The sequence below is a fragment of the Candidatus Kapaibacterium sp. genome (assembly GCA_023957315.1).
GTDB lineage: Bacteria > Bacteroidota > Ignavibacteria > Kapaibacteriales > UBA2268 > PGYU01.
Genome location: JAMLHE010000008.1, coordinates 125,565 through 138,862, shown reverse-complemented (window position 1 = coordinate 138,862; position 13,298 = coordinate 125,565). Strand labels below are relative to the sequence as shown.

Below are 13,298 nucleotides of genomic sequence, written 5' to 3'. Positions count from 1 at the left end.
CATTTGTAATCGTCTTAAAAGTACAATTGTAATCATTTAAGGAGAATTTAATGTCTGTTACTAAGTTTAAAAAGACTTTTGCCTTGCCCTTTGCCTTAGTGGCGGTGGCTGCCATATTAGTGTTTTCATATACAAACACAACTCAAGCCCAAGCTACGAGCAAAGCAGGCGACCCGATTGTTTTGACAATCAATTCTGTGATTCCGAATAACGTAGCCGGTACACCCGTAAACTTCAAGTTTACCCACAACGGAAAAGAAACCACTTTTTCAGAGTTCACCAAAGGTAAAGTTGTATTTTTGAATTTTTGGGGTACTTGGTGTCCGCCTTGTCGCAAAGAGATACCCGATATAATTGAAATACAAAAGGAATTGGGAAACAAGGATTTTGTGGTAATCGGCATTGCTATGGAAAGAGACCGTGACCCGATGACAAAAGTAACAAGCTTTTCGAAAGCACAAGGAATTAATTACATAAATTTCATTGGAGTCAAGGAACTCTTTAACGCATATGGTGGCATTAGTTCAGTTCCGACTACATACATAATTGGTGCTGACGGCAAAATTGAAGAAGTAATCGTTGGAATGCGTGCCAAAGCACAATTTATGAAATCTATAAACAAAGTATTGAAATCATAATCAAAGATTTTTTACTTTAAAATATATTCAAGTGGCTGCCTTCGCAAAGGGCAGCCACTTTTATTTTGTGGGGGAGAATAGCTATGTGAAGTCCAAAGCCCGAAGGGCTTGAATGTCAATAACCCCGTATGAAATGCGGGGAAAAGCATTTGCAGCCAATTATCTTTCGTATCCGTAAGTTTCACATACTGTTATTCACATTTAAGCCCTTCGGGCTTTGACCTTGTGCTTAAGTTAATTACACTGCCCGTAGGTTTCACATACGGTTATTCACATTTAAGCCCTTCGGGCTTTGACCTTGTGCTTAAGTTAATTACACTGCCAGTAAGTTTCACATACTGTTATTCACATTTAAGCCCTTCGGGCTTTGAAATAAATCTAAAGCTAATTTGTCTATCAAAAAAAGTAATTTATTTGATTTCGTTAAAATTGAGCTATTTCTAATTCAAATTGAACAGATTTCAACAATATAACTTATAAATTAAAGAGTTTATGAGACATTCGAATATTTAAAGCAGTATAATTATGAAAAAGTCGGGCTTCAAAAAATCAGATAGTACAGTTACTGTTGATGAACAAATAAGACCCCAAAAAGCGGCTTTCAATAATTTTCCTGTTGTAGGCATTGGTGCTTCAGCCGGTGGCTTAGAAGCACTTGAGCAATTTTTTTCTAATGTTCCCCCCGGTATAGGGATGGCATTTATTGTCATCCAGCATCTCGACCCCAATCATGTCGGAATGTTGCCTGAAATTCTTCAACGCACAACTGATATGAAAGTAACTCAGGCTGAAGACCTTATGAAAGTACTACCCAATCATGTCTATGTAATTCCACCCAATAAAAGCATGTCAATCGTAAAAGGTCATCTGCGTTTATTAGAGCCGATTGAAATACGCGGGCTGAGATTGCCGATTGATTTCTTTTTCAATTCGCTTGCAGACGAACAACTCAATAACGCTATCGGTGTTATTCTATCCGGAATGGGTAGTGATGGTAGTCAGGGTATAAAATCAATCAAGGAAAGGCATGGTATTGTTTTGGTTCAAGACCCTGCAACTTCAGTTTTTGATGCAATGCCCAGAAGTGCAATTGATTCTGTAGTTGTGGATATTCAAGGCACGGCTAATGAATTACCCGGCAAACTGATAGATTTTATTAATTTTAATACTAATAATGCTATCAAAAATGACTTTGATGGTGCCAATAAAAGTAATATCGAGAAAATAGTTCATTTGCTTCGCACATCTACAGGTCATGATTTTTCCCAATATAAAAAGAATACCCTGTACCGCAGAGTTGAACGGCGAATGGGTGTTCATAAGATTGATAAGATTGCCAATTACGTAAGGTTTTTGCAGGAAAATCCGAGTGAAATTAATATTCTTTTCAAAGAATTATTAATAGGAGTTACTAATTTTTTCAGAGATTCTGAAGTATGGAATAAGCTTAAAAATAGCGTTCTTCCTGAAATGCTCAATGAGTTGCCTGATGGTTATATTCTCAGAGCGTGGGTTCCGGCTTGCTCTACCGGAGAAGAAGCATATTCTCTGGCTATTATTTTTGATGAAGTATATCAAGAAATCAAACATAAAAAGAAACTATATTTGCAAATATTCGCTACAGATATTGATAATGATGCAATAAATATCGCTCGAAAAGGAAATTATTCTTCGAACATTGCAACAAATGTTTCATTAGATAGAATTGACAAATATTTTAAAAGTAATGAGTACGGCTATAGAATAAACACAAATATTCGAGAAATGGTTGTTTTTGCAAGCCATAATATAATCAATGACCCTCCATTTACAAAATTAGATATTCTATCATGCAGAAATTTGTTTATATATATAGAGCCTGATTTACAGAAGCAACTTATGTCATTATTTTACTATAGTTTAAATGTCGGTGGATTAATGATTCTCGGCACTGCTGAAAGTGATAGTTCCAAAAAAGGTATGTTTGACTCAATCGATACAAAATTGAAATTGCTGAAACGCTCTAATAATGAAATAGAATCAATATTTACAGATTTTCCAAGCTCTTATTTAACTAAATTAAGAATTCCGATGAATGAAAAAAAAGCAAACATGATGCCGGATAGTATCCAGTCACTTGCAGAGCAATTATTGCTGCAAAGATATGCACCGGCAAGCGTTCTGATTAGTGGTTCGGGTGATATAATCTATATTACAGGTCGCACCGGCAAGTATTTAGAGCCTGCTGCCGGAAAAGCTAATATGAATATCTACATAATGGCTCGGGAAGGTTTGAGCCACAAGCTACCTGAAGCTATCCGAAAAGCGAAACAAAATTATGAGCCTGTTTTAATTTATGATTTAAAAGTTGGTTCTGAAAAAGATTATCACATGGTTGATGTTATTGTACAACAAATTGAAAAACCTGATTTATTAAAAAATAATATTATTGTGGTTTTTTCAGAAGTTCCTGAATACAGAGTACCGATTTATACTAAATTAAAACCCGGGCAAACAGACGCTTTGCTACCATTGAATGAGTTAGAAATAGCACTTGCCCGCGCTTATGAAGATTTGAAAACCTTGAGAGAGGAAATGGAAACTTCGAACGAGGAACTAAGCTCCTTGAACGAGGAACTTCAATCCTCAAATGAAGAACTTCAATCCTCAAACGAAGAATTAACTTCATCAAAAGAGGAAATGCAAAGTCTGAACGAAGAGCTTCAAACTGTTAATGCCGAATTACAAATCCGTGTAGCAGATTATCTTGAAGCAGATAATGACATGAAAAATCTTCTCAACAGTACTGATATTGCAACATTATTCCTCGATAGAGAATTGAATATCCGTCGTTTTACAGACCAATTAACTAAATTAATAAAACTGAGACCAACTGATATTGGACGACCTTTTACTGATATGGTTTCGGAGTTACAGTATCCCGAAATTGCAGAACATTCTAAAGAAGTTCTCCGAACACTGGTATTCAAAGAAATGGACATTGCAACCAACGATAATAAATGGTACACTGTAAGAATTATGCCTTACAGAAATTTTGATGACAGAATTGACGGTTTAGTAATAACCTTCATTGACATAACATTTGCTAAACATTTGGAAGCTGAACTAAACAAAACCAAAGATTTACTTCGTAAAAATAATTTAATGTAAGGTGCCTTCGGCTTAGTCTGAACTATGATTTTTATGATTTTTGTGATTGAGATGAATGTGCCAAAGGTTGTAAACATATTTCAGGACAAAAACCAAAGAACCTCACCCCGACCCTCTCCGAAGGAAAGGGAGAAAGAAATAAACATAGTCCACGAATTTATTCGTGGATTTGAATTATAGAATATCATTGATGCCCGTTGCGGTGCGACCTCGAAGAGGTCGAATTCATATCATCAACGATTTTGCTATAAACATGTGACTCTTTCAGAGTCAATAAATGTTTCACCTGACGAAACGGAAATTATTAAAACTCTTCGATTTTAATACCGGATTGCTTAATAATTTCATATAATGTACCTTTCGGCAAATCCTTTTTGTGCATTGGTATCACGACTCTTGTTTTAGTATCATGGTTAATTAGAATGTGGTGACTACCTTTTATTCTGTCAATCAAAAAGCCATTTTTAAGAAGTATTTTCATAATTTCCGTAGGCGTCAATGATGGCAGTTTAGGCATAAGATTCTACCATAACACTATACTCCAAGGTTTCATTATCATTTGGAATAGATTCATTATGCTCTGAAAGGCTTTCTAAATATAGTTCGATTGCTTCCTTAGCCATAATTTTTGCCTCAATAAGCGTTGAACCATACGAGATACATCCGGGCAAAGAGGGCACTAAAACTGTAAAACCACCTTCCGGCTCTGGTCTTAATAATACCTTGTAATTATTATATGTCATATCAAAACCTAAAAATAATAAATCATAAAAATCGACGAAATGTAAATCTTAATATTTTCCCTTTCCCGTCAGGAGTTACACCTAACTTATACATTTTGTCATTCTGAACGAAGTGAAGAATCAAGATTTCTTTATGAATTAATCCCGGCAGGGATTACATGTTTATCGAAAATCATCTATATAGGTGGCGGTTCGACCTCGAAGAGGTCGAATGTATATTGTTAACAATTTTGCTATAGATATGTGACTCTTTCAGAGTCAATACGTCACGTCAGGTGCAACACCTGACAGAACGGAATAAATTAAAAAGGATTGGGAATCACGAGTTGTTTGCAGATTTCTTTACAAGTATTATTTTTCAGCTCATTATGTCTGGGGACATAAGACCGAGTGCATCTAAAACATTTTCACGAGCTTCTTCCTTAGTCTCACCTTCAGATATCACACCTCTCATTTCTTTAATATATGCGGTATAGCCACCTTCTTCGCAAGGCGTATATACAATGGTAAGTTTTAATTTGTTTTCCATATTTTTTCCCTTCTTTTATACCTATATTGATACGGTTTAGCAGATTTTTTATTACTTGATATATTTTTCGTCCCGTCAGATGTTACACCTGACGAAATTGGCAAAATCTTAAATTCCCGCTCCCTGAGCCTGTCGAAGGGTGAGGGGTGTATGCGCAGCAGACGGGGTGGAAATATTGACCTAAAATTCATAACCCACGAATGAATTCGTGGGCTATGTTTGTTAAGATATTTTTGTACAGAATGGAATTTACGATTTCATCAGCTTTTCTAATTCTTCGGTGTAGCGTTTGATTTTTTGTATCGTAAGTTCTATGGGTTTGGGGCTGCTCATGTCAACTCCGGCTTTTTGCAATACGTTGATTGGGTAATCCGAACTACCTGAAGAAAGGAAATCCAAATAGCGCTTGATTGCAGGGGCGCCTTCGTTCTTGATTTGCTCGGCTAAAGCGTGGGCTGCTACAAATCCGGTAGCGTATTGGTAAACATAGAAATCGTATTTTACCAAATGATGAACGCGTGCCCATGATAAGCCTTCTTCAGCATCGGTTACCATTTCGGGTCCCCAATACTTTTGGTATAGCTCGGCGAATAATTCAGTCAGTTGGTCTGCTGTCAATATTTCACCTTTTTGAGCCTTTTCGTGTGTCAACATTTCAAATTCGGCGAATCGTGTTTGACGGAAAAATGTCATTTGTGCTGAGATTAAGAATTTTTCGAGTAGTTCAGCTTTTTCTTCTTTTGTTTTAGCATTTTCGAGCAAGTAATCGAGCAATAATGCTTCGTTTGTAATTGATGCCACTTCTGCTACGAAAATCGAATATCCGGTATAATGATATGGTTGGTTTTTCTCGCTGAAAAATGAGTGCATATTGTGCCCGATTTCATGAGTCAATGTGAACATATCGTCCATTGTGTTGTTCCAATTCATCAAGATGAATGGGTGAGGACCTGCACCTGTACTATTGGAATATGCTCCGCTGCGTTTGCCCTGAGTTTCGTAAACGTCAATCCATCTATTTTCAAATCCGAATTTCACTTGTTTAACGTATTCGTCGCCTAATGGTTTGAGCGATTTTAGTACGATTTCGGTAGCTTCGTCATATTGATATTCACGCTGTGTAGCAGGGAAGAGCGTCACATATGTATCATATGGGTGTAGCTCGTCTAATTTCAAAGCTGTCTTTTTGATTTTTGCCCATTTGTGCAGTGCATCAAGGTTGCTATTTACGGATTTTACTAAATTTTTGTAAACATCTACCGGAATATCGTTGCCTTTCAAAGCGGCTTCAATCGGGGAGGAATACTTACGAATTTCCGAATTCACAAGTCTTTGCTTTACTCTGGAATTGTACAATGATGCCATTGTCCCTTTTAATGCTCTGTATGGTTCATAAGTGGCTTTGTAAACGTCGCGGCGGTAATTTCTGTCCAATGCAAATAGTGCTGCTCTGTATCGACCGTGTGAAACTTGCATTTCCGTTCCGTCATTCATTTTGATATTTGGGAAAGGCAATTCAGCATCGTTCAAAATCGAATAAGTATTGCTTGCAGTCTGGAATACAGGACTAAGTTTTGCAAGAAGTTGTTCCTGGTCTGCCGGTAGAGTATGGTCGCGCATTTTGTAAGTTGATTCCAATCGGTGCCTGTAATCTGCCAAAACCTTGTCATTCAAATATGAATTGAATTTTTCTTTTGGAATGGCAATCAATTCAGGCGTAATAAACGAAGCCGCTGCAGAAAATTCCGAACCGAGCTTTTGGATTCTGTCGTACATCATTTGGAATTTGCCTTCGTTCAAATCTGTATCTCTCGACAAAGCGACGTATAAGTATAATTTCGAAAATGCCGCCGATACTTTATCAGTCAGAGCAAAGCAATCATAAACGGATTTTGCCGATTCGGCAAATTTGCCTTTGAACTGTTGAATCTTGGGGATTTCACTTTTTATACGTGCGAATTCCTGTTCCCAAGCATCATCGGAAACAAAAATATCGGCAGTATTCCACTTGTATTTGTCGTCAATTTCAGCCCTCGTGGGCAGTTTGGTTTGCGTATAGGTTTTCATGGAAGCTCCAATTATGCAAAAAATTACAATCCAAATCATATTAAACTTATTCATAAAGTTTTTCCCTTAAGTACGTAAAGAGTATATTTACAAAGAATCATTTTCATTTATTTCATTTTTATTTTCAAAATTATCAATAAATTGATTATGTTACACTATGCTGACGACAACTTTATATAAATACGAAAAAAAATTATTAAAGATTCTGATAATTTTCATGATTTTTCATCTACCGGTTAGTAGCAAGGATTCAGCAAGTGAACCTCTAATGCAAAGTGTTCTGTCGCTTAATCCGATAAATTTCAGGGAAGTTATTCATACTTTGGGACATGATTCGATGATGGGCAGACCCACCGACGGCAAAATCGGGAATAAAGCTGCGGAAGTGATAGCAAACAGATTAGCTGACTATGGCATTTTGCCGGGCTTGAACGGTTCATACTTCCAAAATATCCCATTGCATGAAATTTCGGTGTTACCTGAAAGCGAATTTAAAATTGAATGTAATGAAACTATTGAGTTCGCTCTTTATGAAGATTATATTGTCAATTCTACCGGAATGATGTCATATTTGCCACGACCTTTGGATATAGTATTTGCCGGTTTTGGGATTTTTGCTCCCGAATTTGATTATAATGATTACCAAAATATTGATGTAAGCGGCAAAGTGGTTGTTTTGCTAAATGGTGAGCCATATTCCGAAGACCTCGAATATTTCAATGGCATTTATCCGACTATATATTCAAATTTCCAAACTAAAGCCAAATATGCTTTAGCTCGAGGTGCAAAAGCTTGTATAATACTGCTTTCCGAGAAGGATTTACGATTCAAACCCTGGGCAGACATGTTGCTCGAATATAATTTGCCCGAGATGACATTGGCTCAGACAGCTTCAGAAATTTTAACTATAATTATGCCTTATACCAAAGCAGATAAAATTCTCGACTGTCTGGAGATTACTATTGAACAAGATGAATTCGGATTTTCAAATTTCAGTAATGAAAGTCAATCCAAAGCTACTTTTTCATTCAAGGGGAAATATACTGATAAGACTTTTTTGGCTCCAAATGTGGTTGGAATTATCCAAGGGCGAGGTGAAAATGTCAAAGATGAGTATTTGTTGCTTTCTGCACATTATGACCACCTTGGGATTGGTGTTCCGATTGACGGCGATTCGATATATAATGGTGTTTTGGATAATGCAATGGGAGTGTCGGCATTGTTGGAGTTGTCCAGATTGTTGAATTTATTTGCCGATAATTTGAATAGAAATATTATAATAGTGTTCACTACTGCTGAGGAAAGAGGTTTGCTCGGTAGTATTTATTATGCCAAAAATCCGGTCGTACCATTGTATAAAACTATCGCAAATCTGAATATTGATGGCATTGCATTCATTGATAATTTTAACTCTGTCATTGGTGTCGGTTCGGATTTCTCGGAATTGAACGAAATATTAAATAAAGTTGCGGAGAAAAATAATTTGTATGTAGAATTGTTGCCATATGAATTAAGCAAAGTGGGTGCTTTTAATCGCTCCGACCAAACAATTTTTGCTCAAGCCGGAATTCCCTCGATGCTTGTGATGGAAGGAACAGATTATGAAAATATTAGCCACGAATTCGGTTTCTATCGTTTGTATGACTACATGGTGAACTATTATCATTCGCCTTTTGATGATTTAAATTTTATGATTAATTACGATGCGGCTTTGCAACATGTAGATTTTTTGTTAAGTTTGTCTATTGAATTAATCAATTCGGAAAAAGTTCCCGAATGGTACGAAGGAACAAAGTTCGAAATTGAGAGACTGAGAACAAGGGCTGAAAGGAGATGAATTTGAAAATTTTAACATTGTTGGTTTGTGGTTTGATAATTTTGGGGTGTAGCTCCACTACAAAGGAGCCTACTCGTATCATTATCAAAGGCTCTGATACCATGTATATGCTTTCGATTAGATTAGCCGCAGAATACATGAAGAACAACCGCAATGTTTCAATTTATGTTTATAGCGGCGGCACAGCCTCAGGATTTCAGGCAATTCAAGATAAATCTGCCGACATTTGCATGGCATCACGTAATGTTGAACCCGAAGAAGTAAAGCGGCTTGCCGATGAATTTAGCGCTGTTGGAGTTTCGCATCTAATCGCAAAAGATGCCTTAAGTATTTACGTAAATAACAAAAACCCCGTGCAATCGCTTTCAATGCAACAATTGCAAAATATTTTCAAGTGCGAAATCACTAATTGGAGTGATTTAGGATGGGCAGGCTTGAAAATCAGTCCTATCAACAGGCAAGAAAATTCCGGCACGCGAGAATATTTTCTGACTCACGTTCTTGACGGACATGAATATTGCAAAAATATTCCTTCGGCGCTATCACTCAGCAATATGATTGAAATCATCAGCCAGGATTCTTTGGCAATTGGTTATGGCGGCATAACTTATGTAGAAGGAGTCAAGCATCTCAACATTAATGGTATCGAACCTACAACCGAAAATGTACTTAAGGATTTATATCCAATAATAAGATATTTGCAATTTTATACGATAAACTCGCCCAGAGGGGCTGTCAAAGATTTTTTGGATTGGTGTTTGAGCAAACAAGCACAAGATTTGATTAAGGAAATGGGATTTATTCCAATTTGGGATAAATAATTATCACAATTTGAAAATATTGAATGAATATTCTCGAGAAATTTTTCGGTAATGTGAGTTTCAAAAGCGATGCAGAAATTGATTTGATGCAAGATTCGGCTCGCATTGTTTCAGATACTCTTGCGATGCTCGCCGATGAAATTAAACCCGGAATTCAGACTATCACACTTGACCGTTTGGCTGAAACTTTCATTCGTGACCACAAAGCTACTCCTGCATTTATAGGATTATACGGCTATCCGAACACTCTTTGCACTTCGATTAATGATGAAATTGTTCATGGCATTCCCGGAAATAAAGAACTTCGCGATGGTGATATTATTTCGATTGATTGTGGTGCAATTATGCACCAATTCTATTCTGACCAAGCCTACACTTTCGGAATTGGCGAAATTTCCGACGATAAAAAGAGACTCCTCACCGTAACTTATGAATGCTTGATTTTGGGTATCGAACAAATGAAATCCTATTATAAAGTTGGTGATATTAGTTTTGCTATCCAGCAGCACGCTTTGCGAAACGGCTATCAAATTGTTGAAGAATTAGTCGGGCACGGGATAGGTAAAAAGATTCACGAATTCCCCCAAATACCGAACCATGGACAAAAAGGCTCCGGTACAATTCTTGTAACAGGATTTGTATTGGCAATAGAACCAATGCTGACACACGGTTCGTCGAAAATACTCAAACTTGAAGACGGATGGACAATTGTAACTCGGGACGGCTTGCCTTCGGCACATTTCGAACATAACGTCGCAATCAGGAATGGAAAAGCTACTGTGCTTTCCGATTTTTCTAAGATTGAATCAATTCTAACTCGTAGAGGATATTTCAAACCTCAAGATTTTGTTTCTATTGAAAATTCAATTAATTATTAATGATTAATTGTGCATTCTAATTTTTTTATTTATTTTTAAAATATTCTATCACTCAATTTCACACTATATGATGAGATATATTTTTATTACTTGTTTTTTGGTGTTGATTTGCTCAAGTCTCCAAGCCCAACTTTATTTGGGAGCGGGTCCTTCGATGTACGTTCCAACCCAAGATTTCGCCGATTTAAATAACGAAAGCATAGGATTCAATCTCCAAATCGAGAACCACTATTTTTGCAATCTTTGGTGGGGAGCTAAGATTGAATATTTCGAATTCGACAGAATTGAGTCGCTGCCTGCCGAATCGCCCTCGCTCGTAGATTATTTTGCGATTACTCCAAATGTCAAATTTAATTTAACGGATGTATCAATTTATGGCGATAATAGTTGCAACGGGAAATTCATTCCTTATATTAATTTGGGTGTGATTATGAGCATTTCCGATACATTCCAACCCGAAACCGATAAATTTGGTATTGGCGGAAATGCAGGTGTAGGCATTGCATACGGGTTCACTTTTTTAAATGCTTGTATGATGATTGACCTAAATGCAACATATAATTCTGCAAACTTTCTATACAAGGATGATGCTCGGAGTACAATTAATGCGCTGATTGTGGGACTAAATTTGAGCGTAAGATTATGAAAAAACAATTAGTGAAAATATTTACATTTATAATTTTTACCATGATTGTTTCGTGTAGCAGTTTTGAACGTACAGACGAAGCAATAAGAATCAAACCCGAAGCGACTCACAAATACAATGAAATTTTCAACCGCGATAGTAATTTCGTCGCTATCCGCAACAGCAATACTTTACGCGGAACTGTCCTGAAAATAGTCGAAGTTACAAAACCTGTGGATTGCACCGCCGAAAATGAACTTTTTGAAACACAAAAATATGTTGTATTTTTAGATTCTCTCCAACCCGATAAAAAATCCTTAGAGATGATTCCAATTGAAGACATCGAATTAATTGGACCAAAATTAACCGATTTGCCACCAAATGAGCATGGAAATATAAATTGGTTTGAAAGCTTTAATAATCCTCTTGACCCAACGACAATACGTGAAGTTCCGGTTGAAAAAATCAAAATTCCCTGCAAAGATTCAAGTACTAAATTCTGCGATTGTAGCCCTTTGGTATTGCCTACTTTGAACTGTCCCGATTGCGATTACAAATCTTATTTTGTGGAGTTACGCGGTGGCATTGCGGCTTATCGCGACCGAAAATTGACTGATATTGATATGACTCAACAAGTTTACGAAGGGCGCTCGGCATATTTTGGAGATATTGCAGCCGGCTACCGTTCAGAAAATTGGGGTCTCGGAGTAGTATTCAGCAGCGGTGTCCCGATTTATAATTCATTCGTCGGGGATGATTTTTATCGCCCATTTGCTTTGCTGCACGGCAGATGGCATTTCGACGATTTTTTCTGTATGAGACCTTTTTTATTCGGCGAGTTTGGGCTTGCAGTTGATGATATAACGCTCGATTTGTTCAGAGTAGCGATTTGTGAAGAATGCAACGAACAAATCCGAATCGAAGATAAAAGCAAATTCGATGTCTCGCTTCCGGTTTCTTGGGGCTTAGGTGCGGGTCTTGATATTCCCTTGCCTTTATGTTGGTTTGATTTATCTTTCGATATTGGTTACAGGTCTTTGGCAATAGGCGAATACGTAGATGCGTCGGGCTTTTCAAATGTTCCGTCCAAAAGAAGAGTGAACATGTTCTTTTTCAGATTAGGTATAACCCTCGGGTATTAATGAAGGATGAAAATGACAATGATAAATATTAAAAAATGCTTTATATCAGCTTCGATAGGAATTTTGTTGATTTTTATGGCAAATTCCTGTTGCGAATGTCCTCTTGAGCCTTATGATGCTCCGATTATTTGCAAGGTGCGTGAAGTAACCATTACCGAATTCAATCCCGGAATTAATCAAATTGATGATACAACCTTCGTCCCGGTTCCTGAGTATTCGATACATACATATCAGTTTCCAAGTTCGGATTTGAATTCCGGAATATTGCCAAATGATGAGCGTTTTGCTGATAGTGAGGTAATTGCTTTAGCTACAGAACCTTTCGAAGACTCGCCGTATTCCGCCGTAATTCTCGATACATATCCTATTAATAAGGACTTGAAAGGGGATATGATGGTTGTTTCAGCCGACCCGGTAAATTTACGTGCACTGCTAAGATTTAAGGGTAGTTTGCAACGCATCAATCCTAAATTTTTATCCGAAAATGCTAACGAGTTTTGCGACTATATTGAAAATAATGAAACTCAAATTAATGCCGCATTGGCTGATTTGAAGGAGTATGGCAAGGGCTTAGTTGGCTCAGAATTCATTTCGTATAATTCTACAAATATTGACGTGATTGATGCAAACGGTCGAATTGTAACTAACCAAGACGGTGTACCCTTTCCATCGCAAAATATGATTGACAAATTGCTTAATAGCATCAGCGAAGAAGCTGTGAACATACTTGTCGAAATTGGTGATGTTTTTGTTTATAAGGCAATTGACGGGAAATTTTTTGTGTTTGTAATTGCAGATGTCTCTCAAGGTACTTTTGAGCCACGTAAGAGGCGAGTCACCATCATGTTTAACCGAATCGGATAATTCA

12 protein-coding genes are annotated in these 13,298 nt (G+C 37.1%); 8 read left to right on the top strand and 4 right to left on the bottom strand.

Going from position 1 to position 13,298, the window contains the following annotated elements; all coding sequences use genetic code 11:
- The first annotated feature begins 50 nt into the window (after positions 1–50).
- Entirely contained in the window at positions 51–638 is a 588-nt protein-coding gene (locus M9949_10135) for a TlpA family protein disulfide reductase (GenBank protein ID MCO5251763.1), read from the top strand.
- A 525-nt stretch (positions 639–1,163) separates the two neighbouring features.
- Positions 1,164–3,788, top strand: a complete 2,625-nt coding sequence (locus M9949_10130; GenBank protein MCO5251762.1) for a PAS domain-containing protein — start codon at positions 1,164–1,166, stop codon at positions 3,786–3,788.
- A 304-nt stretch (positions 3,789–4,092) separates the two neighbouring features.
- Here the strand turns inward: M9949_10130 and M9949_10125 are convergent, their stop codons facing one another.
- From M9949_10125 to pepF, 4 genes are all read right to left on the bottom strand, one after another.
- Positions 4,093–4,305: a type II toxin-antitoxin system HicA family toxin gene (locus M9949_10125; protein MCO5251761.1), complete on the bottom strand. Its 213-nt coding sequence runs from the start codon at positions 4,303–4,305 to the stop codon at positions 4,093–4,095.
- A complete protein-coding gene (locus M9949_10120) occupies positions 4,298–4,531 on the bottom strand; it encodes a type II toxin-antitoxin system HicB family antitoxin (GenBank protein ID MCO5251760.1) in 234 nt (77 codons plus the stop codon). Before M9949_10120 ends, M9949_10125 begins: the two co-directional genes overlap by 8 nt.
- A gap of 358 nt (positions 4,532–4,889) precedes the next feature.
- A complete protein-coding gene (locus M9949_10115) occupies positions 4,890–5,060 on the bottom strand; it encodes a type II toxin-antitoxin system HicB family antitoxin (protein ID MCO5251759.1) in 171 nt (56 codons plus the stop codon).
- A 249-nt stretch (positions 5,061–5,309) separates the two neighbouring features.
- Positions 5,310–7,181, bottom strand: a complete 1,872-nt coding sequence (pepF, locus tag M9949_10110; GenBank protein MCO5251758.1) for an oligoendopeptidase F — start codon at positions 7,179–7,181, stop codon at positions 5,310–5,312.
- Between the two features lie 163 nt (positions 7,182–7,344).
- Here pepF and M9949_10105 point away from each other — a divergent pair, with 163 nt between their 5' ends.
- From M9949_10105 to M9949_10080, 6 genes are all read left to right on the top strand, one after another.
- Entirely contained in the window at positions 7,345–8,964 is a 1,620-nt protein-coding gene (locus tag M9949_10105) for a M28 family peptidase (protein MCO5251757.1), read from the top strand.
- A gap of 2 nt (positions 8,965–8,966) precedes the next feature.
- Positions 8,967–9,785 carry a phosphate ABC transporter substrate-binding protein gene (locus M9949_10100; protein ID MCO5251756.1) on the top strand — a complete coding sequence of 273 codons (819 nt, stop codon included), beginning with the start codon at positions 8,967–8,969 and terminating at the stop codon, positions 9,783–9,785.
- A gap of 23 nt (positions 9,786–9,808) precedes the next feature.
- On the top strand, positions 9,809–10,663 hold the full coding sequence (map, locus tag M9949_10095; protein MCO5251755.1) for a type I methionyl aminopeptidase: 855 nt from the start codon (positions 9,809–9,811) through the stop codon (positions 10,661–10,663).
- Positions 10,664–10,730: 67 nt separating this feature from the next.
- Positions 10,731–11,309: a hypothetical protein gene (locus tag M9949_10090; GenBank protein ID MCO5251754.1), complete on the top strand. Its 579-nt coding sequence runs from the start codon at positions 10,731–10,733 to the stop codon at positions 11,307–11,309.
- Positions 11,306–12,430 carry a hypothetical protein gene (locus M9949_10085; protein MCO5251753.1) on the top strand — a complete coding sequence of 375 codons (1,125 nt, stop codon included), beginning with the start codon at positions 11,306–11,308 and terminating at the stop codon, positions 12,428–12,430. The genes M9949_10090 and M9949_10085 overlap by 4 nt, the downstream gene beginning before the upstream one ends.
- Positions 12,431–12,448: 18 nt before the next feature.
- Entirely contained in the window at positions 12,449–13,294 is an 846-nt protein-coding gene (locus M9949_10080; protein MCO5251752.1) for a hypothetical protein, read from the top strand.
- The last annotated feature ends 4 nt before the right edge of the window (positions 13,295–13,298 follow it).